Consider the following 19,902-nt stretch of genomic DNA (forward strand, 5'->3'; position numbering starts at 1 on the left):
AGATGTTTTTTTAACGACTCAAACTAACCTCGTCAATCTATTGATAGTCATAGATACTTAACATACGCGGTTCAACTATCCACTGTTATTTTCTTCAATACGTCTACGCTGTAAAAAGCAAATCGGTTTCCTAGCTCCACCTTTGCCACAAATATCTTTATTCAGAGCAAATTCTTGGATTAGAGCTGAATCCGAACAACGATCAACAAAAAACTGTACAATCCCTTATTCTTTTAGCAGACTAATTCAACGCGGATTATCCACACCTTGCTTTCCTGATTTATAGTCACCACAACAAACTGAGATTTATCTGAGAATTTGCTGAAAAAATTGTTGCCCAGTTCTGAACTAAAAATCATCCAGTCCAGTGACAACCGCGTTTATGGTAAACAACAAGCGTTAAAGGTTGATTTATGACTACAGTTGATTGGCTCCGATTACTTCATCCTGCGATCGCAGTTATTCTGGTCTTTCCCCTAATTGGCATCACCAGCTACTTTGCCTGGCAGACCCGTCAACGCCGTTTACAAGCTGAGGCCAAAGAGAAAAGCAAAATTCCACCCGTTGTTGGACGTGAGCATGTCCAGATCGGTCGTTGGCTGGCTGGAGCCGTTGTCGGTTTAGCGCTAATAGGTTTGGCCTATCCCATCTTCAAAAACATCATCCGCAATAATCTATGGACGGAAGGGCCGTTTCAGGTAGCGTTTATTGCGCTGATGTTTGTGGCAACCATCGCCTGTATGGCACTGCTCTATCGGGCACAGGCCAAGCTCTGGCGAGCCGTTTTTGCCGCATTGACCACCGCTGGACTGATTATTTTGGGCTGCCAGGATGGCGTATTTCGTCGGGGCTATGAGTGGCAGGTTTCCCACTATTACTACGGCATGATTGCCGCCACGTTGATGATTGTCTCAGTCGCCATCCTGCCAGAAATCTATCGCTCCAAATCATGGCGTCGCACCCACATCATCCTCAATAGCATCGCGCTCTTGTTCTTCCTGGGTCAGGGCATCACGGGTACTCGCGACTTGTTGGAGATTCCGCTCAGTTGGCAAGAACAACACATTTATCGATGCGATTTTGCCAATCAAACCTGCCCAGACCCTGCGTCGAATGGAGAGTCTTAAAGGTTTAGTGTTTTCTTCCCGGCAAGATTGCGCATGATTACCTAGAATAAACCTGTAAGTATAAAACGAGTTTGTCGTTTTCTATGGCAGCGGTTGTAATCGAAAATCTCCAGAAGAGCTATGGAACGGTGCAGGCTGTTCGAGACGTATCTCTTCAAATCGAACCGGGTGAAATCTTTGGCCTGCTCGGCCCCAATGGTGCCGGAAAAACCACCACAATTCGGTGTCTTTGCACGTTAGCGACACCGGATGCAGGTCGCATCGAAGTGTCTGGGGTATCTGTCCTAGAGAATCCCACCTTTGCGCGGCAGCGGTTGGGCTATGTGGCCCAAGAAGTTGCGCTCGATAAGGTATTGACTGGGCGCGAGTTATTAGAACTTCAGGCCGCTCTGTATCATCTGCCCAAATCTCTTATGCGCGATCGCATTAATCAGCTGATTGACCTGCTGGAAATTGGCGACTGGGCCGATAAGAAAACAGGCAACTATTCTGGCGGAATTCGCAAGCGCTTAGATCTCGCTGCCGGCATGCTGCATCAGCCGGATGTGCTAGTGCTGGATGAACCCACTGTTGGTCTAGATATCGAAAGCCGTTCAGCCGTCTGGAGTTTCTTGCGGCAGCTACGAGACAACGGCACAACTGTATTAATTACGAGTCATTATTTAGAAGAAGTCGATATCTTGGCTGATCGTGTGGCAATTATTGATAAGGGGATCGTCATTGCATCGGGTACACCGTCTGAATTGAAAGATCAAGTGGGCGGCGATCGGGTAACGCTCCGGATTCGCGAATTTACGCCCGACGAAGAAGTGGCGCAGGCAAAAAGGATTTTGAATGATTTGCCCTTTGTGCAAGAAGTGATCGTCAATGAGGCTCAAGGCAACTCCATTAATTTAGTCGTCACGCCGCAAGACGATGCACTAATCACCATTCAGCAAAAGCTACAGGCTGCTGGCCTGCCTACCTTTGGGATCTCTCAATCCCGCCCCAGCCTAGATGATGTTTACCTAGCCGCAACGGGTCGCACGATTAACGACGCCGAACTCGCTGCATCTGGTCAGCGTGACCTGAAGGCCGAGCGAAAGCAAGCTATGAAAGGAACTTAAAACTCTTGTCGGGTGGGCACTGCCCACCGCTTTTAATCTCTACAGTCAACTCCTGCCAAATCAGCAAGACGTAACGAGGATCTGCCATGAGTAGCACGGTTACTCCATCCAAATCTAAAATCGACAATCCCCAAATCCGCCAGTGGAAGCAGACTGAAGCGACATCCCAAAAATCCACTGGCCTATTTTCCGGCGACTTCTTTCAAGAAACGGCTGCGCTGACTAAGCGCTTATTTATTCAGCTCCAGCGGCGGCCATCAACCTTGATCGCTGGCGTTGTGCAGCCGCTAATGTGGCTGATTCTATTCGGCGCGCTATTTCAAAACGTACCGCAGGGACTCTTTGGTGAGAGTCAAAACTACGGCCAGTTTTTAGGTGCAGGCATTATCGTTTTCACCGCTTTCGGTGGCGCACTTAATGCAGGTCTGCCCGTCATGTTCGATCGCGAATTTGGCTTTCTCAACCGACTGCTCGTAGCACCACTAGCATCCCGCTTTTCAATTGTTTTCGCCTCAGCCATTTTTATCGCGGTCATGAGCTTAATTCAAACCGCCGCCATTATCGCCATGAGCGCTCTCCTAGGTGCAGGACTGCCCGATCCCCTGGGTCTAGCCCTAGTTGTAGGGATCGTCATGCTACTGGTATTGGGTGTCACAGCTTTAAGTTTAGGCTTGTCCTTTGCTTTACCAGGTCACATTGAACTGATCGCCGTCATTTTTGTGACCAACCTACCGCTACTATTTTCCAGTACAGCCCTAGTACCTCTATCCTTTATGCCCCAATGGTTACAGTTCGTCGCCAGCTTGAATCCTCTCACCTATGCCATTGAGCCAATTCGCTATGTATATCTGCACAGCGACTGGTCGTTAGGTAGCGTTGTTCTACAGGCTCCTTTTGGGTCAGTCACGATGGGAGTAGCACTAGCAATCTTGGTAGGATTTAGTGCGATCGCACTTACCCTCATCCAGCCCTTACTCCGTCGACGAATGGCATAAGTCGCCAAAGCTTCAACACAAATTGTCTGCACCAGCGCAGTTAGAATCCAGTGTTACACTGGGAGCAAATTACTCAAAACTTCGTCACTGCTACCATAGATAGTAAAGTGCAGCTGTACTTTACTATTGATGTCATCTCTATCCTTTTCAAATTACTTGCTTCAGCTTGGGTGAGGAGTCTTTAATATGTTGAAAATCCACACATCACGGTTAGCTCGGAATATTGCTGCTCTTGTCAGCGTCGGTTCGCTAGCGATTGGGGTATCGCTTCCGATTGCAGCGCAAACCGCATCTGATATTGATCCCTTGGAAGGACTTGGAACTCAAGACAGCCCTGATGGCGTCTTCTCCGGTGGCGAAGCTGGTATTGGCGACGCTATGGATTTCTTTCATCGCTTCAATTTATCCAATGGCACAACGATGGAGCAGTATCAGCTTCGGCAACAAGAACGCATGGGTGATGCTGCCACCGAGTTTTTTAGACTGCGCGAAGAACGTCTAAATGGTAGTAGCTCTGATGATGATGCTGAAAATGAAGAAGCTTCACCAGCAGAATAAAGTGACTAGGGTTCCAATGCAATAAAAAGATAGAGGCGGGTGCTACCATACCACCCGCCTCTATCTTTTACTTAATTTTCAGTATGCCAACAGCTAACTTAAATCGAAACCGTCTCAGATGAATCTGCCGCTAGTTTTTCAAGCTGTTCTTGCTGATCCTGAGTAATACAAGATTGAATAATTTCCTCCAGATCTCCTTCTAGTACCGGAGTTAGAGAAAAGTTTTGCTGAAGACGATGATCGGTAACGCGATTATCTTTGTAGTTATAGGTGCGAATTTTCTCAGAGCGGGCCCCTGTCCCAACCTGAGAACGCCGCATCGACGTAACCGCTTTCTGCTGTTCACGCAGCTTCATTTCATACAGCTTAGCTCGCAGGATCTGCATAGCTCGTTCTCGGTTTTGCAGCTGCGATCGCTCTTCTGTACAAAAAATACGAATACCTGTCGGCTTATGGAACAAGTCCACTGCTGTTTCAACCTTGTTTACGTTCTGTCCACCCGCTCCGCCAGAACGAGCCGTTGAGACTTCGATATCTTTCGAATCGATCTCTACTTCCACGTCGTCTACTTCAGGCATTACCGCAACGGTCGCAGTAGACGTGTGAACTCGTCCTCCGGCTTCCGTCACCGGTACGCGCTGAACGCGATGAACGCCAGCCTCAAACTTTAGCTCGCTGTAGACTTGATCGCCTTGGATTTCAAGAATTACTTCTTTAAATCCACCCATGTCCGCAACAGATTCGCTAACCAGTTTGACCTTCCAGCCGTGCCCTTCAGCATATCGAGAATACATCCGCAGCAAATCACCCGCCCAAATGGAGGCTTCATCCCCCCCAGTTCCAGCGCGAATTTCTAGCATGATGTTCTTATCATCGTTGGGATCGCGAGGCAGCAACAGAACTTTTAAGCGTTCTTCTAACCGCTCTAACTCAGCCTCTAGCTCTTGTACTTCTAGGCTGGCCATCTCGCGCAGCTCTGGATCGCTGGCAGACTCTTTCAAAACCTGCTTTGCTCCAGATAGTTCTTCTTTCTTTTCCTTCCAGGTACGAAACGTCATCACCGTTTCTTCTAAAGAAGAACGAGCCTTTGCTACACGCTGCAACTCAACTGGATCCGTAGCAACATCCGGATCAGCTAAGCGGCGAGTCAACTCTTGAAAAGTTTGCTCTACCGAGTTGAGTTTATCGAGCAGGTACGTTTCAGCCATAAAAACACGGAAGCGAGAAAGTTCAATTCGTTACAGTTACTGACCTGCTACTTCCGATACACGACCTCTCTCAAAGCTGTATGCAGCGAATCAGTAAAAGTGATGTGACCCAACAAACTAGCCAACATCACTTAAGTCAATACTAAACTGAAAGCTTTAGAAGCATCAGCAACTATTACTATTCTGATTCAGTATTAGACTGTTCGGCATCGATCATGCCGTATTTTCTCAAGAAACGTTCAACCCGTCCCTCAGTGTCAATGATCTTTTGGGTGCCTGTATAAAACGGATGGTTTCCAGACCAAACGTCAACATGAATTTCAGGTTGAGTTGAACCAACGGTCATGACGACTTCGCCATTGCAGTAAACCTTTGCCTCAGGATACCACTGAGGATGAATATCTGGCTTTGGCATGATTATTCCTCCAGCAATCTTTTAACGGATTTTGATAGAAAACTAACAACTTAATTGATTTGAGTAACTTAAGCTGCGTAAACAAGCTGCGATCGCATTAACGCTTTGAGTATTGAGGCGCTTTACGAGCCTTTCTCAAACCATACTTCTTACGTTCTTTGGCTCGGGGATCGCGAGTCAGGTATCCCTCAATTTTTAAGGGCTTACGGTTTGCAGGATCAAGCTGACAAAGCGCACGAGCTACGCCCAAACGAATAGCATCAGCCTGTCCGGTCAGACCGCCACCATTGACGTTGACCAGCACATCATACTCCCCCTCTAAGCCTAGCGTCTCCAGCGGAGCTTTAGCAGAAGCAAGATACGCCGCATTGTACTGGAGATAATTATCGCCAGGGCGGCCATTAATAACTAAATTGCCGCTACCAGGTACTAGACGGACACGCGCCACGGACGATTTGCGCCGTCCAGTTCCCCAGTACATTACGCGATCGCTATTAGCTGTAGCTTGCATTACTTCTGTCCTCCAGGAATAGTTTGAACTGCGAGTACTTCAGGCTTTTGTGCGGCATGCGGGTGAGATGAACCAGCATACACCTTAAGCTTTGTGAACAACTTACGTCCCAGTGAATTCTTGGGCAGCATGCCTTTTACAGCTTGCTCAATAATTCGCTCAGGAATACGAGATTGCAGGTGTTGGAAGGTCTCAGTTTTCATCCCGCCCGGGCGACCTGAATGGCGACGATACAGCTTCTGTGAAGGCTTCCGACCCGTCACAACAACCTTCTCGGCATTGATTACAACAACAAAATCACCAACATCCATATGCGGAGTGTACTCAGGCTTATTCTTGCCTCGCAGAACATTCGCGATCTCAGTGGCCAGCCGTCCCAGTCTTTGGTCGGCTGCATCCACTACATACCATTTCTGCTCGACCGAATTTACAGGAGGTGTATATGTCTTAGTCATAGTAGGTTTACAAAGGAACAACAAACTAGAGGAATGCAAGAGCAGCATCTATACTTCAATCACGTACTAGACCAAACTCAAGCAAATAGATCAAGCAGCATGGCATTACAAGCCAGATTCTAGAGGCTTACTGAAACTGGGGCTGCGCATCAAACCAAACTGACTTAGAAAAAGGAAATTCAGCATAACCGACTCGCAGCAAACACAGGCCGTGTGATGGAGCAGCTGACTTAACTAAATCTCGCCGTTTCATTTGCCAAAGATCGGTGAAGTATTCAGGAGAATAATCTCCGATTCCCACTTCCACTAACAGCCCCATAATCAAGCGAATCATCCCATATAGAAACCCATTGGCTTGGATTTCAACGGTTACAAACGCTCCTTGACGCCAACACTCAGCAGCTTGAATATCAACCCAAGAGTGGACTCGCTTAGAACCAGCACGACGAAACGCCGATAAATCATGTCTGCCAGCCAAAGGCTTCAAAGCCGCTTGCATGTTGTTGGCATCGAGTGGCGCTGAATAATAGTGCCAGGCAAGATGCTGCACAAACACATTGGGCAGTTTATCAGTATAGATCATATAGCGATAACGACGCCATAGGGCCGAAAACTGAGCGTGCCAATAATGAGGAACTTCAGCCGATGCACGCACCACCACATCAGACGGTAATCGTCGATTTAAGATACTTGCCCAGCGGTGGGGAGGGACTAAAGACGAAGTGTCAAAATGCGCCACCTGTGCAGCTGCATGCACCCCTGTATCAGTTCGTCCCGCAGCGTAGACAACTGTACGAGCACCTAGAATTTCCTCAAGGAGAGATTCTATTTCTGCCTGTACAGTTCGATGATTAGGTTGCCGTTGCCAGCCATGAAAATTAGCACCGTTATACTGAACTACTAGTGCAATTCGGCGGGTGCTAATACGAGAATGGTCTAAATTATTGACGTCTGCGACCAGCGTGTTGGAGTTAGTTAGCAGAGTCATAGGAAATCAAAGCCAAGCAGCACTAGTAAAAGCTGAAACGTTAAGTCAGCTCAATAATTGCCATCTCAGCGTTGTCCCCCCGGCGACGAACCGTTCGGAGGATACGGGTATATCCACCGTTGCGATCGCCATAGCGACTACCAACTTGTTCAAATAACGCATGAACTAGTTGTTTGTCATACAAATATCCCAACGCAGCACGTCGAGCGCTTAGAGAACCATCCTTGGCTAAAGTGATAATTCGCTCAGCCTCAGATCTAACAGCTTTAGCTCGTACCTTGGTTGTCGTAATACGACCATTACGAATCAATTCAGTTGTAAGAGACCTCAGGAGTGCCCGACGCTGATCTGCAGGCCGTCCCAACTGAGGAACACGACAGCGGTGACGCATAATTTCTACTTCCTTGCAAGTTCTATAGCTTTACGACAGTGGAAAATGGCAAGTAAAAACCCGGAGAACACGCTAAACTCTAGGAGTTTTTGGCGGGCTTTTCTAACGGAAGAGTAATGCCCAAGCGCACTTGCAGCGCTTCGATGACCTCTTCAGCAGACTTTTGTCCAAAATTCTTGATCTCTAGAAGATCTTCTTGGCTGTAATCAAGCAGATCAGAAACAGAGTTGATTTGAGCTCGCTTCAGACAGTTATAAGCTCGTACCGACAGTTGCAACTCCTCAATGGGAATCTGATTAGCCGGATCTTCTTCCTCATGCTCAACATCTGGTGTCGGCTCAACGGTAATATCCTTGAGCGGATTAAACAAATCAACTAGTATGGCTGCAGCTTGACCTAATGCCTCCTGGGGAGTGAGACTACCGTTAGTCCAAATATCAAGGATTAAGCGGTCTTTTTCTAGCGATCCCCCCACCCTTGCATCTTCAACAGTATAGTTGACTCTGCGGACTGGCATAAAGATAGTATCGATTTGCATAAAATCGAGTGCAGATGATTCATCACGGCCACGCTCAACCGAGCGATAACCTCGACCTCGCTCAATACGGAACTCCATCTCCAAAGTCGCACCATCAGCAACAGTAGCAACGTACTGATCACCATTAATCAAATCGACTTCGGAAGGCAAATCAAAGTTACCTGCCGTCACCGTGGCAGGTCCTTGTACAAGAAGCCGACCAATTTGAGGCTGAGACGAATAGCTACGGAGAACAACCTCTTTGATGTTTAAAAGGATGTCTAGAACATCTTCACGAACACCGGGCACAGTTGCAAACTCATGCGTTACACCTGCAATTCTGACAGCAGTAATCGCCGAACCTTCTAAATTCGAGAGAAGCACGCGTCTAAGAGCATTCCCTACTGTTGTTCCTTGGCCTCGCTCCAACGGTTCTAGAACAAACTGACTATGTTGCTCTTGACCATCCTCAGTTGTAGACTCTAAACATTCAACCTGAAAATGCGCCATGATAATACCTCCAGCTACAGTCATCCATCCGTCACTCTCAAGCAGTGAACAACTGCAAATGATGATATCGAAAGTCTTCGAACTCGCAACAGCAGCTTTTGCTTAATGTTGTTCAGCATGCAAAAAAGAAAAATTAAACGCGCCGACGTTTTGGTGGACGGCATCCATTGTGAGGTATGGGAGTCACATCTCGGATGAGTGTAATCTCAAGCCCAGCCCCTTGAAGAGCTCGAATCGCCGTTTCTCGACCTGAACCAGGCCCACTGACCATAACTTCTATTTGACGCATTCCTTGATCCATGGCCCGACGAGCAGCTGAATCTGCTGCTGTCTGAGCAGCGAAAGGAGTTCCTTTCTTTGCTCCTTTGAATCCACTAGAACCAGAAGAGGCCCAGGAAATAACCTCTCCAGATACATCAGTGATGCTCACAATAGTGTTATTAAAAGTAGACTGGATGTGAGCCACACCACTTGGAACATTCTTCTTTTGTTTACGTGCACCTGAGCGTTTAGGTGACTGGCGTGCCATAGTACTTTAATCCTTGAATTCAAAAACTTGAGCTGGAGAAGCGCTTGAAGGAAATTCCTTCGATGTCATCGACTTACTTCTTCGGAGCTTTTTTCTTACCAGATACAGTTCGACGTGTCCCCCGACGGGTTCTAGCATTTGTTCTGGTGTTCTGCCCCCTGACCGGCAAGCCAGCCCGATGACGGCGTCCTCGATAAGATCCAATATCCATGAGGCGCTTAACATTCATGTTTTCAAGCCGACGGAGATCACCTTCAACCTCATAGTTGGCTTCGATTGATTCCCGTAAGGCTGCAACCTGAGCATCGCTCAAGTCCTTAACGCGGATATCGGGATCAACATTGGTTTTTTCTAAAATTTCTTTTGATCGGGTTAAACCAATACCATAGATGTAGGTTAAACCAATCTCAACCCGTTTATCTCTTGGAAGATCTACTCCAGCTATTCTAGCCATACTCTAAGTTCCTCAAATCCCTCTGTATTCTTTCTGCCAACCAGATTGGATAGCAGTTACCTATCCTTGACGTTGCTTATGTTTTGGGTTGTCGCAAATGACCATTACACGGCCTTTTCGCCGAATGACTCGGCATTTTTCACACATCCTGCGAACTGAAGCTCTAACTTTCATGTCTCTTTCCACTAAACTACGGATCAACTATCATATCAGGCATGGTAGAAACTCTGAGATACGGACTCAGCAAGCTATTCCATCTCAGAGCGTGTGCAATGGACAAAAAGTTCTCAACTAGACAGCCAACTTGTAGAGCGATGATTATAAGAGCACTACTTTTTCCGAAGCCGATAAGTTATTCGACCTTTAGTAAGGTCATAGGGAGTCAATTCCACCTTAACGCGATCGCCAGGCAAAATCTTAATATAGTTACGGCGTATCTTCCCTGAAATATGAGCTAAGACATTGAATCCATTATCAAGATCGACCCGAAACATGGCATTAGGTAAAGATTCGGTTACCGTGCCTTCCATCTCAATTAGGTCTTGTTTTGACAAGACAACCCCTCCTAAACGCTAGTGAAAACTATAACTTGACTAAACAAAACGCTATAAATAGTTAGTAACAAACCTAGAGCTCAAGCAAACAGAAATCTCTCTATTTTGATCTTTTATTTTGACATCTCATTCACTCAATGCAAGTTTACGATAAATATCCTTCGTAACGTCTTCCAGTGCTTGATTTCCATTGATTAAAACAAGCTTCTGAAGATTTTGATAAAAGCCAATAACAGGAGCTGTTTGTTCTCGATATACATCTAGCCGATGCTCAATTACCTCTTTGGTATCGTCATTTCGTCCACGCCCTACTAAGCGCTCAACCAAAATCTGATCAGGCACTTCAAGATTTACGACAGAGTCATAATCCATACCAATCTTGCCAAGCAAATCATTTAAGAATTTTGCTTGTGTAAGATTACGAGGGAAACCATCTAATATCCAACCTTTCTGAGCATCAGGCTGAGCGAGCCGATCGCGGATCAAGTCCAAAATCAAGCTATCTGGGACAAGCTCGCCTTCTTCCATATATGTTTGAGCAGCTTTACCGAGTTCAGTTTGATTAGCAACAGCCTGCCGAAGAATGTCTCCCGTCGAAATATGAGGGATCTCAAATGATGTAGCAATTTCCTTAGACTGAGTTCCTTTTCCTGCTCCAGGAGGACCTAAAAATATGACCTTGACCACTACTGCTTCACCATCCCTTCATATCTCTGAGAAATAACGTAAGTTTGGATCTGCTTAGCAGTATCGATAGCCACCCCAACCAAGATCAACAAAGATGTTGCGCCTAAGCCTCGAAATGTCTGAACTCGTGTTGCACTTTCAACTGCTGTCGGGATAACTGCTACCAAGCCTAAGAAAACGGCCCCAAGAAATGTCAAGCGGTTGAGTACACGGCTGATATACTCACTCGTTGCCTTACCAGGACGAATTCCTGGAATGCTCGCACCCATTTTTTTGAGATTCTTTGACATATCTTCGGGATTGACTACTAGGGATGCGTAGAAGTAGCTAAAAAATAGAATGAGCAGCAAGTACATCAACACATAGAGCCAAGAAGTAGGGCTAAAGTATTTGCTCAAAAACTGGCTCAAGGCTGGGTTTTCAACATACTGAGTCAAAGAGAGGGGCAAAACCAACACAGCAGATGCAAAAATGATTGGCATCACTCCACCTTGATTCAGCCTTAAAGGTAAGTAACTGCTCTTTTCTTGATACAATCTCCGACCAACTTGCCGCCTAGCAGAGATGATTGGGATCCGCCTTGTCCCTTCTTGAACAAATACGATTCCAACAATCATGGCCAAGAAAACGAGGAGTAATATGATCACACCTCCCACAGCACTACTATCTTCACTAGCCAAACTAATTGTTTGGCCTAAAGAGCGTGGCAAGGTAGACACAATACTGACGAAAATCAATAAGGATGCTCCATTGCCAATGCCTCGCTCTGTTATGAGTTCACCAACCCACATAACAAACATGGATCCAGCTGTTAACGCTAGAGCTGTTTCTGCCACGAACATCACTCCAGGCTCATAGGCATACTCACTCAAGAGGAAAGTTGATAGCAGAGTGCTTTGTAGCAGTGCCCAGCCCAAAGCAACATAGCGAGTAATTTGAGAAATCTTGCGTCTCCCGGCTTCCCCTTCATTTTTCTGGAGATCTTCCAGCGCTGGAATGGCTGCTGTAAGTAACTGCATGATGATGGAAGCATTAATGTAGGGGATAATCCCTAAGGCAAAGATGCCGAGTGCCCTGAGTCCACCACCTGCAAACACGTCAAGGAAACCAATTACACCGCCAATATTGCTGTTTTCAATCGCAGCTCGAAAAGCATCCCTATCAATTCCAGGAACCGGAAGAAAGATACCTAAGCGAACGATGATAAGCATGCCAATGGTTAAAAGTAACCGACCGCGGAGGCCAGCAGCTTGAGCCATTTGCGTAAACGTTTCTTGGGCAGTTGGAGTCTTACCTCTTGGACTGACTACCATTATGTTGCCACCTCTATGATGCTGTTTGAAGTCAATAAGTTTAAAAGGGCTGTAAATAGCGCTGAACTATAACCAGCATTATTTAGTATGACATTTTCAACCGATGTTGTTGTCAGCAGCTATTCATGACGAGCTTTCACACTTTCCGCCAGCTGCTTCTATTTTTTCCTTTGCTGAAGCTGTAAAAGCAGAGGCAATAACGGTAAGCTTTATATCAACGCTACCATTCCCTAAAACTTTTAAAGGGCCATCGTTAGAAGTAACAATTCCTGACTCGATCAAGGACTCTAACGTTACAGTTGCGCCATCCTTCAAACCGGACAACTGGCCCACGTTGACAATAGTGTAGTTGCTTTGGTTAACAATTGGAAAATGCTTGAGCTTGGGAATCCGGCGATATAGAGGCAGCTGTCCTCCCTCAAACCCAGGCCTTGTACCACTGCCAGAGCGAGATTTTTGGCCGCGCATTCCAAATCCGCAGCTTGCTCCTTGTCCAGCAGAAATACCACGGCCAACACGACGTCGACGATGGCTAGAACCTGATTTAGGCAATGCATCTTGTAGTCTCATTTTGGCTTGTCTCCCTTCATTAATCGCCTTCGTTAGAGCAGCAGTGCTCTAGTTAAAGTTGTTGTCGCCTACAGCTAAGCATACAATCGCTCAACAGCGATGTCTCTCTCTTCAGCCACTTCTGAAAAGGTTCTGAGAGCAGCGAGCGCATCTGCAGCTGCTCGGGCGTTATTGAGTGGATTGTTGGAACCCAACTGCTTAGCCAAAATATTGCGAACACCCGCTAATTCTAGAACAGTTCTAACTGCACCACCGGCAATTACCCCTGTACCTGGTGCCGCAGGACGCATCATCACTCGTGCTCCACCAGCCCGACCTTTGGAGGGATGAGGTATAGAATTGGACTTTGTCAGTGGAACATCAATCAGGTGCTTTTTGCCGTCTGCAACACCTTTCTTTACGGCTCCAATTACATCACTTGCTTTGCCTACACCGATGCCAACTTGTCCTCTTTCATTACCTACGACTACGATGGCTCTAAAGCTCAGCTTTTTACCACCTTTGACAACTTTGGTTACTCGGCGAATCTGCACGACTCGCTCTTGCCAATCTGTTTCCTTTTCTCTGCTTTTACTTTTCTTGTTACGAGGTGCCATAGCTAAATTCCTTAGTTCGTGCGGTTTAGGCTCCACAAGGAGGCTTAGATGTTTAGATGCAAGATTGATGAAGCCTTATCTAGAAATTAAGGCCGCCTTCACGAGCGGCTTCGGCAAGAGCCTTGACTCGTCCATGATAAAGGTTGCCACCTCTGTCAAAAACAACTTGCTTAATTCCTTTTGCGATCGCACGCTCTGCAATCAATCGACCAACCTGCGCAGAAGACTCGCAAGTCTTGCTTAAAGACGACAAACTAGAACGCAATTCCGGATCAACAGTTGAGGCTGAAGCCAATGTTTGATGATTAGCATCATCAATCAATTGGACATAGATATGCTGATTAGAACGAAAGACAGCCAAGCGAGGGCGCTCAGAAGTACCCGTTAGCTTACGGCGGATACGAGCGTGACGACGTTGTGTTGATAGTTTACGAGACGTTTTCATTCTTATTTCTTCCCTGCTTTACCAGCCTTGCGTCTGACAAACTCTCCGGAGTACCGAATTCCTTTACCTTTATAAGGTTCAGGAGGACGAACAGCTCGCACTTTTGCAGCAATATTGCCTACGATTTCTTTATTAATGCCGCTAACAATCACGTTAGTGTTATTCTCTACAGCAAATTGAATTCCATCTGGCGGTTCAATCGTGACAGGATTGCTATATCCAACATTGAGAATTAGGTTACGACCTTGAACTTGAGCTCGATAGCCAACACCCTGAATCTCTAATCGTCGCTCAAAGCCGTTTGAAACTCCCTCAACCATATTGGCAACAAGAGTACGAGATAAGCCGTGCCTTTGACGAGCTGCCCGCGACTCATCTGCACGCCTGACTAAGATCGAATCATTATCCTGCTCAACCATGACGCCTGAAGGAAGAGTTCGAGACAACTCTCCCTTCGGCCCCTTGACTACAACATTTTGACCATCAATTGAAACAGTGACCTTTTGAGGAATACTAATTGGACGCTTACCAATACGAGACATGACTCCAATCTCCGACAAAACTCGGCATCTAACAAAATTTAGTGGCTAAGAAAATGGCCTTCACCATATTCATCTCCCAAGATGAAGTGAAAAGAATTACCAGACGTAACAAAGGACTTCACCACCAATTCCCTGTTGCCTAGCATCTCGATCCGTCATAATTCCTTTAGAAGTCGAGATGATTGCAATGCCAATTCCACCCAAAACTCTTGGAAGTTCTTTTCGGTTTGAGTAGACACGCAATCCAGGCTTACTCACACGAATTAAATTACTAATCGTGGGGCGACGAGTTTTACCCTTATATTTAAGAGATAAAACTAGCTCTTTCTTTACGCCTTCGCCTGACTCAGCGTAGTCATTGATGAATCCTTCCTCTTTTAAGACTCGTGCAATATTACGAGTCATCCGGGTGGAAGGAACACTAGTCGTTTGATGTCGAGCTAGTGTTGAATTTCTAATGCGAGTTAGCATGTCCGCAATTGTGTCGTTAGCCGCCATAGTTCCCTCTTAAACTGAACCTGCCTCAACTTTCCCGAAATGGCATGCCCATTTCTCTGAGCAATGCCCGACCTTCTTCATCAGTCTGGGCCGTTGTAACGATTGAAATATCCATTCCTCGGATCTGATCAATGTTGTCGTAGTCGATTTCCGGAAACAGCAACTGCTCTCGGATCCCTAACGTATAATTTCCACGACCATCAAAACTCTTAGGACTTACACCTCGAAAGTCTCGGATTCGAGGTAATGCCAAACCAATCAATCGATCCAAGAAGGCATACATCCGCTCAGAACGCAACGTTACCATTACTCCGACTGGCATTCCTTGCCTGATCTTGAAACCTGCGATCGCTTTCTTGGCTCGAGTTACCACGGGCTTTTGCCCAGTGATAACGGCAATTTCTGTAATAGATGATTCAAGAGCCTTTGCGTTTTGCGAGGCTTCTCCTAATCCGCGATTTACCGTTACCTTTTCAATCTTCGGAACTTGATGGATATTGGAGTACTTGAACTCATCCATCAGTTTCGGAACAATTGTCTCTAGATATCGTTGCTTGAGATTTTGTGACATTAATCTTTGCTTCCTTACCCTGGGCTTGGTCAGGGAACTAAATATTCTGTATAGCTGTTTAAATTGATCTCAGCTATTAATCGATGACTTCGCCAGTTTTTTTCAGCTGCCGAACTTTACGTCCGTCTTCAGTGAAGGTGTAATTGAACCGACTAGCCACCTTTTCTTTAGTGGAATAAAGCATCACGTTAGAGCTATGAATTGGAGCCTCAAACGTAATAATTTGCCCAGATTCACCTTCTTGTTGAGGTTTAGTGTGCTTAGTTCGAACGTTAACACCTTCGACTACCACCTGGCTGGATTCCGGAATCGCAACCAAAATCTCACCAACTTTGCCTTTATCACGACCTGCGATTACCTGCACAGTATCGCCTTTCTTGACATGCATTTTATGCTTCGTTTTGGCCTGTTTAGCCATCACAATACCTCCGGTGCTAGAGACACAATCTTAGTAAAGTTCTTGTCTCGAAGCTCACGCGCCACTGGGCCAAATACACGCGTACCCCGAGGATTACCTTCTGGATTAATGATCACCGCAGCATTGTCATCAAATCGGATACTCATACCGCTTTCGCGCCGTAGCCCCTTTTTAGTTCGAACAATCACCGCTCGAACAACATCCGACTTCTTGATTGCCATATTAGGAATGGCATCTTTCACAACTGCAATTACAACATCACCTACGTTTGCGTAGCGCCGATTACCACCCAATACTCGGATACACATCAGCTTACGTGCTCCGCTATTGTCCGCTACATTTAGCATCGACTCTTGTTGAATCATGACTAGCCTCTTTTAACCCCTTAAGCGTTCCCAACGCTTTCAACTACTTCAGTTACGACCCAGCGCTTCGTACGGCTTAAAGGACGAGTTTCCTGAATTCTGACTCGATCGCCAATCTTGCACTCATTATTCTCATCATGAACTTTATAGCGCTGAGTGCGAACCATGATCTTGCGGTACTTGGGATGGGGCGCACGGTTCTCAACTGCTACAACAACCGTCTTATCCATCTTGTCACTTACAACTAGTCCAACCCGTTCTTTAGTTGCCATATCCAGCTATCCCCTTATTCCTCTTCAGAAGCACTTGTCTTCAAATCCGCAGCTTTGGCTGCTGGTGTCGATTCTGAATTTACTTTTGCAGATTTAGAATCCACCGTTTGAGTAGACGCCTGCTCAAGCTGCTGTTCACGTTGAACCGTCAAAAGCTGTGCCAAGCGATGGCGAGTGTGCTTAAACTGATGGCTGCCTTCTAGTTGGCGGGTTGCCTTCTGAAAACGCAAATCAAAAAGCTGCTTTCTCGCGGCTTGAATCTGCTCATTCAAATCTTCAGCGCTTAAATCTCTGATTTCACTAATCTTTGGAAGAGCCATGACCTATGATTCCTCCGTCTCACGAGCAATAAACTTGGTCTTAATTGGCAGCTTAAACGAAGCTAAACGCATAGCTTCACGGGCTGTTTCTTCAGGAACACCAGCAATTTCAAATAAGATGCGACCTGGCTTTACCACAGCTACCCAATATTCTGGGTTGCCTTTACCAGAACCCATCCGGGTTTCGGCTGGACGCATCGTTACTGGCTTATCAGGAAAAACTCGAATCCAGATTTTTCCACCCCGTCGAATATATCGAGTCATTGCTCGACGAGCAGCCTCAATTTGACGAGAGGTGATCCATGAAGGTTCTAAAGCCTGCAGCGCAAAATCGCCAAAATTGACATTATTGCCGCGAGTTGCCATACCGCGCATTCGTCCACGATGCTGCTTACGAAATTTTGTTCTTCTGGGACTTAGCATAATTCTCTACAAAGATGAACGATTACATAATCCGAGACAAGTTAACCGGTGCAACCAGGTTTATTCAATCAACTCTCGCTAGAGCGATCTTCGTACTGTTGCCTACGACCTGACCGCTTTCGACGTGGCTGTGGCGCGCCTGATGCAAATTCATCCTCTTGACCAGGAATAACCTCACCCTTGAAGATCCAGACTTTGATACCCAATATTCCGTAAGTGGTTTGCGCGGTCTTATAGGAGTAGTCAATATTGGCTCGCAACGTATGCAGTGGCACACGACCATCACGCGTCCATTCTGAACGAGCAATTTCAGCACCATTCAAGCGACCAGCCACCTGAATCTTAATTCCCTGAACGCCAGCGCGTTGAGCGCGTTGAATGGCTTGGCGAACTACTCGGCGAAATGAAACACGGCGCTCTAGCTGCTGGACAATATAATCAGCCACAAGAGATGCATCAGCATCGACTCGCGCTACTTCTACAACGTTGATCCGGATTTGCCGATCACTGTCCTCAAGAACTCGCTGCAAACCAGTCCGTAGCTGCTCAATACCACTACCACCACGCCCTACAACGACACCAGGTCGAGCAGTACGAACTTCAAGGTCGATCTGATCAGCCTTACGCTCGATGAGCACTTCAGAAATCCCGGCACTGCTCAAATTCTTATTGATATAGTTCCGAATTAGGTGATCCTCTTGCAGGAGTTGGGGATAAGCTTGCCCTTCTGCAAACCAACGAGAGCGATGTTCTTGCGTAACGCCTAATCTAAATCCAATTGGATGAATTTTTTGTCCCACGGATACGTCCTCTGTCAAATGTAATGCTAAAAACTTAGAGATGACTTGGATTGCTAATCTCTATCAGAGCTTGGTGCCACAGCAACCGTGATGTGACAGGTTGGCTTGCGGATTTGATATGCCCTTCCTTGAGCCCTAGGCCGATAACGCCGTAAAGTCGAACCTTGATCAGCATAAGCGCGGCTCACCACTAAATCAGCAGGATTCAACCCCAAATTATGTTCAGCATTAGCGACAGCGGATCTTAGCACCTTGAGGATTGGTTCACAGGCACGATAAGGCATGAACTCTAGAATGATTAGAGCCTCTCGATAAGAACGGCCTCGAATCTGATCCAAAACACGACGAGCTTTGCGCGGCGACATGCGAATATATCGAGCAACTGCTTTTGTTTCTTCTGTTGTATTGATAGCCATAATTTCCCCTAGCTCTAGCAGAATGATTTTGCTGACGTCTCTAAGCTAGTTGCTTAGCGACGCGCCTTTTTATCACTTTTCGCATGTCCTTTAAAGGTACGGGTAGGAGCAAATTCTCCTAGCTTATGGCCAACCATTTGCTCGGTCACATAAACAGGTACATGCTGCCGACCGTTATGGACTGCGATGGTATGACCAATCATCTGAGGCAGAATTGTCGAAGCTCGTGACCATGTTTTAATCACCTGCTTCTCATTTTTTGAATTCAGAACCTCAATCTTGGATAGTAATTTATCAGAAACGAAAGGACCTTTTTTTAGCGATTGCGACATGGCTTTAAACCTAATGGCATCAGCAAACTAACAACAGTTCAATGAAGAAAACAAAAATGTGGTAACTCAAGCTATTCGTTGATTCATGAATTAGGCGTTACGGCCTCCGCGACCCCTCTTGGATGAGCGACGACGGCGGCGAACAATCAGCGCATCGCTTGCCTTCTTCTTCTTACGAGTCTTAGCACCTAGAGCAGGCTTACCCCACGGTGTAACGGGTCCAGAACGACCAATTGGAGCACGACCCTCACCACCACCATGTGGGTGATCGACCGGGTTCATAACACTACCACGAACCTGAGGACGACGGCCTTTCCAGCGTGTGCGGCCTGCTTTACCTAAACTGACATTGCGGGATTCCGAGTTACCGACTACACCAATGGTTGCGTAGCACTGACCTCGCACCATACGAACTTCGGTTGAAGGTAGCTTCAACGTCACGAACCCGCCTTCTCTAGCCACCACCTGAGCTGAAGTTCCGGCAGCCCGCACAATCTGACCACCTTTGCCAGGTACAAGCTCCACATTATGAACGACAGTTCCTAGAGGAACCTGTGCCAATGGCATTGCATTACCCACTTCAATCGGCACACCTTCTCCAGCGATGACTGTGGCACCAACTTCTAAATTAGCCGGATGAAGAATATAGCGCTTTTCACCATCTTGATAGTGCAGCAGCGCAATTCGGGCATTGCGATTAGGATCGTACTCAACAGCCGCAACTTTGGCGGGCACGTTGTGCTTGTCCCGGCGGAAGTCGATGATTCGGTAACGACGCTTGTGACCACCACCACGATGGCGACAAGTGATTACACCGCGATTGTTGCGGCCCTTGGACCGATGTACTGACTTAGTTAAGGATTTTTCTGGCTTACTGCGGGTGACTTCGCTGAAGTCAGAGCCAGTACGCTCACGCGTGCCTGGAGTGTAGGGTCGGTAGGAACGGATACCCATGTTTTTTCTCTCTTAACTGCTCTGCTAAATAATTCAAAATCAAGCAACTAGTCCTGCATTAA

Annotated in this window: 32 protein-coding genes; 4 read left to right on the forward strand and 28 right to left on the reverse strand. The window is 46.6% G+C overall.

Annotated features, from left to right (window positions below):
- Nucleotides 1–413 precede the first annotated feature (413 nt).
- The 4 genes from AC286M_RS34065 to AC286M_RS34080 all read left to right on the forward strand — a co-directional run bounded on the left by AC286M_RS34065 (nt 414) and on the right by AC286M_RS34080 (nt 3,786).
- On the forward strand, nt 414–1,127 hold the full coding sequence (locus AC286M_RS34065) for a DUF4079 domain-containing protein (protein WP_488208623.1): 714 nt from the start codon (nt 414–416) through the stop codon (nt 1,125–1,127).
- Nucleotides 1,128–1,210: 83 nt separating this feature from the next.
- Nucleotides 1,211–2,233 (forward strand): ABC transporter ATP-binding protein, encoded by a 1,023-nt coding sequence (locus tag AC286M_RS34070; RefSeq protein ID WP_488208624.1) that lies wholly within the window; start codon nt 1,211–1,213, stop codon nt 2,231–2,233.
- 86 nt (nt 2,234–2,319) lie between these two features.
- Nucleotides 2,320–3,228 (forward strand): ABC transporter permease, encoded by a 909-nt coding sequence (locus AC286M_RS34075; RefSeq protein ID WP_488208625.1) that lies wholly within the window; start codon nt 2,320–2,322, stop codon nt 3,226–3,228.
- 186 nt (nt 3,229–3,414) lie between these two features.
- On the forward strand, nt 3,415–3,786 hold the full coding sequence (locus AC286M_RS34080; RefSeq protein ID WP_488208626.1) for a hypothetical protein: 372 nt from the start codon (nt 3,415–3,417) through the stop codon (nt 3,784–3,786).
- A 98-nt stretch (nt 3,787–3,884) separates the two neighbouring features.
- Here AC286M_RS34080 and prfA read toward each other — a convergent pair whose 3' ends face one another.
- The 28 genes from prfA to rplB all read right to left on the reverse strand — a co-directional run bounded on the left by prfA (nt 3,885) and on the right by rplB (nt 19,840).
- Complete coding sequence (prfA, locus tag AC286M_RS34085) at nt 3,885–4,994, reverse strand: peptide chain release factor 1 (RefSeq protein WP_488208627.1); 1,110 nt, start codon at nt 4,992–4,994, stop codon at nt 3,885–3,887.
- 178 nt (nt 4,995–5,172) lie between these two features.
- The gene (gene rpmE / locus AC286M_RS34090; RefSeq protein WP_488208628.1) at nt 5,173–5,409 is read right to left on the reverse strand and encodes a 50S ribosomal protein L31; all 237 of its coding nucleotides are present in this window, start codon (nt 5,407–5,409) and stop codon (nt 5,173–5,175) included.
- Between the two features lie 97 nt (nt 5,410–5,506).
- Nucleotides 5,507–5,920, reverse strand: a complete 414-nt coding sequence (gene rpsI / locus AC286M_RS34095; RefSeq protein ID WP_488208629.1) for a 30S ribosomal protein S9 — start codon at nt 5,918–5,920, stop codon at nt 5,507–5,509.
- Nucleotides 5,920–6,375: a 50S ribosomal protein L13 gene (gene rplM / locus AC286M_RS34100; protein WP_488208630.1), complete on the reverse strand. Its 456-nt coding sequence runs from the start codon at nt 6,373–6,375 to the stop codon at nt 5,920–5,922. Before rplM ends, rpsI begins: the two co-directional genes overlap by 1 nt.
- Before the next feature lie 127 nt (nt 6,376–6,502).
- Nucleotides 6,503–7,363 carry a tRNA pseudouridine(38-40) synthase TruA gene (gene truA, locus AC286M_RS34105; RefSeq protein ID WP_488208631.1) on the reverse strand — a complete coding sequence of 287 codons (861 nt, stop codon included), beginning with the start codon at nt 7,361–7,363 and terminating at the stop codon, nt 6,503–6,505.
- A 40-nt stretch (nt 7,364–7,403) separates the two neighbouring features.
- Complete coding sequence (rplQ, locus tag AC286M_RS34110) at nt 7,404–7,754, reverse strand: 50S ribosomal protein L17 (RefSeq protein ID WP_488208632.1); 351 nt, start codon at nt 7,752–7,754, stop codon at nt 7,404–7,406.
- A gap of 79 nt (nt 7,755–7,833) precedes the next feature.
- Nucleotides 7,834–8,781, reverse strand: a complete 948-nt coding sequence (locus AC286M_RS34115) for a DNA-directed RNA polymerase subunit alpha (RefSeq protein WP_488208633.1) — start codon at nt 8,779–8,781, stop codon at nt 7,834–7,836.
- A 133-nt stretch (nt 8,782–8,914) separates the two neighbouring features.
- On the reverse strand, nt 8,915–9,310 hold the full coding sequence (gene rpsK, locus AC286M_RS34120; RefSeq protein ID WP_488208634.1) for a 30S ribosomal protein S11: 396 nt from the start codon (nt 9,308–9,310) through the stop codon (nt 8,915–8,917).
- 73 nt (nt 9,311–9,383) lie between these two features.
- The gene (gene rpsM / locus AC286M_RS34125) at nt 9,384–9,764 is read right to left on the reverse strand and encodes a 30S ribosomal protein S13 (RefSeq protein WP_488208635.1); all 381 of its coding nucleotides are present in this window, start codon (nt 9,762–9,764) and stop codon (nt 9,384–9,386) included.
- A 60-nt stretch (nt 9,765–9,824) separates the two neighbouring features.
- Nucleotides 9,825–9,938 (reverse strand): 50S ribosomal protein L36, encoded by a 114-nt coding sequence (rpmJ, locus tag AC286M_RS34130; RefSeq protein ID WP_488208636.1) that lies wholly within the window; start codon nt 9,936–9,938, stop codon nt 9,825–9,827.
- Between the two features lie 155 nt (nt 9,939–10,093).
- The gene (gene infA / locus AC286M_RS34135; RefSeq protein ID WP_006276978.1) at nt 10,094–10,318 is read right to left on the reverse strand and encodes a translation initiation factor IF-1; all 225 of its coding nucleotides are present in this window, start codon (nt 10,316–10,318) and stop codon (nt 10,094–10,096) included.
- Between the two features lie 126 nt (nt 10,319–10,444).
- A complete protein-coding gene (locus AC286M_RS34140; protein WP_488208637.1) occupies nt 10,445–11,005 on the reverse strand; it encodes an adenylate kinase in 561 nt (186 codons plus the stop codon).
- Nucleotides 11,005–12,264: a preprotein translocase subunit SecY gene (secY, locus tag AC286M_RS34145; RefSeq protein WP_488208638.1), complete on the reverse strand. Its 1,260-nt coding sequence runs from the start codon at nt 12,262–12,264 to the stop codon at nt 11,005–11,007. The genes AC286M_RS34140 and secY overlap by 1 nt, the downstream gene beginning before the upstream one ends.
- Nucleotides 12,265–12,441: 177 nt before the next feature.
- Complete coding sequence (gene rplO / locus AC286M_RS34150) at nt 12,442–12,888, reverse strand: 50S ribosomal protein L15 (RefSeq protein ID WP_488208639.1); 447 nt, start codon at nt 12,886–12,888, stop codon at nt 12,442–12,444.
- Between the two features lie 74 nt (nt 12,889–12,962).
- Nucleotides 12,963–13,484, reverse strand: coding sequence for a 30S ribosomal protein S5 (rpsE, locus tag AC286M_RS34155; protein ID WP_488208640.1), 522 nt, complete (start codon nt 13,482–13,484; stop codon nt 12,963–12,965).
- 79 nt (nt 13,485–13,563) lie between these two features.
- Nucleotides 13,564–13,929, reverse strand: coding sequence for a 50S ribosomal protein L18 (gene rplR / locus AC286M_RS34160; RefSeq protein WP_488208641.1), 366 nt, complete (start codon nt 13,927–13,929; stop codon nt 13,564–13,566).
- Between the two features lie 2 nt (nt 13,930–13,931).
- Nucleotides 13,932–14,471, reverse strand: coding sequence for a 50S ribosomal protein L6 (gene rplF, locus AC286M_RS34165; RefSeq protein WP_488208642.1), 540 nt, complete (start codon nt 14,469–14,471; stop codon nt 13,932–13,934).
- A gap of 96 nt (nt 14,472–14,567) precedes the next feature.
- Entirely contained in the window at nt 14,568–14,969 is a 402-nt protein-coding gene (gene rpsH, locus AC286M_RS34170) for a 30S ribosomal protein S8 (protein WP_488208643.1), read from the reverse strand.
- Between the two features lie 25 nt (nt 14,970–14,994).
- On the reverse strand, nt 14,995–15,540 hold the full coding sequence (gene rplE / locus AC286M_RS34175) for a 50S ribosomal protein L5 (protein WP_488208644.1): 546 nt from the start codon (nt 15,538–15,540) through the stop codon (nt 14,995–14,997).
- Between the two features lie 76 nt (nt 15,541–15,616).
- Complete coding sequence (rplX, locus tag AC286M_RS34180; protein WP_488208645.1) at nt 15,617–15,958, reverse strand: 50S ribosomal protein L24; 342 nt, start codon at nt 15,956–15,958, stop codon at nt 15,617–15,619.
- On the reverse strand, nt 15,958–16,323 hold the full coding sequence (gene rplN / locus AC286M_RS34185) for a 50S ribosomal protein L14 (protein WP_488208646.1): 366 nt from the start codon (nt 16,321–16,323) through the stop codon (nt 15,958–15,960). Before rplN ends, rplX begins: the two co-directional genes overlap by 1 nt.
- Nucleotides 16,324–16,343: 20 nt before the next feature.
- Complete coding sequence (gene rpsQ, locus AC286M_RS34190) at nt 16,344–16,595, reverse strand: 30S ribosomal protein S17 (protein WP_488208647.1); 252 nt, start codon at nt 16,593–16,595, stop codon at nt 16,344–16,346.
- A gap of 14 nt (nt 16,596–16,609) precedes the next feature.
- Entirely contained in the window at nt 16,610–16,915 is a 306-nt protein-coding gene (rpmC, locus tag AC286M_RS34195; RefSeq protein ID WP_488208648.1) for a 50S ribosomal protein L29, read from the reverse strand.
- 3 nt (nt 16,916–16,918) lie between these two features.
- The gene (rplP, locus tag AC286M_RS34200; RefSeq protein ID WP_488208649.1) at nt 16,919–17,338 is read right to left on the reverse strand and encodes a 50S ribosomal protein L16; all 420 of its coding nucleotides are present in this window, start codon (nt 17,336–17,338) and stop codon (nt 16,919–16,921) included.
- A 68-nt stretch (nt 17,339–17,406) separates the two neighbouring features.
- Nucleotides 17,407–18,138: a 30S ribosomal protein S3 gene (gene rpsC, locus AC286M_RS34205; RefSeq protein WP_488208650.1), complete on the reverse strand. Its 732-nt coding sequence runs from the start codon at nt 18,136–18,138 to the stop codon at nt 17,407–17,409.
- Between the two features lie 53 nt (nt 18,139–18,191).
- Complete coding sequence (gene rplV, locus AC286M_RS34210) at nt 18,192–18,554, reverse strand: 50S ribosomal protein L22 (protein ID WP_488208651.1); 363 nt, start codon at nt 18,552–18,554, stop codon at nt 18,192–18,194.
- Between the two features lie 53 nt (nt 18,555–18,607).
- On the reverse strand, nt 18,608–18,886 hold the full coding sequence (gene rpsS, locus AC286M_RS34215; RefSeq protein ID WP_488208652.1) for a 30S ribosomal protein S19: 279 nt from the start codon (nt 18,884–18,886) through the stop codon (nt 18,608–18,610).
- A 90-nt stretch (nt 18,887–18,976) separates the two neighbouring features.
- The gene (gene rplB / locus AC286M_RS34220) at nt 18,977–19,840 is read right to left on the reverse strand and encodes a 50S ribosomal protein L2 (RefSeq protein ID WP_488208653.1); all 864 of its coding nucleotides are present in this window, start codon (nt 19,838–19,840) and stop codon (nt 18,977–18,979) included.
- Between the last annotated feature and the right edge of the window lie 62 nt (nt 19,841–19,902).

The organism is Thainema salinarum CENA647, assembly GCF_057732415.1.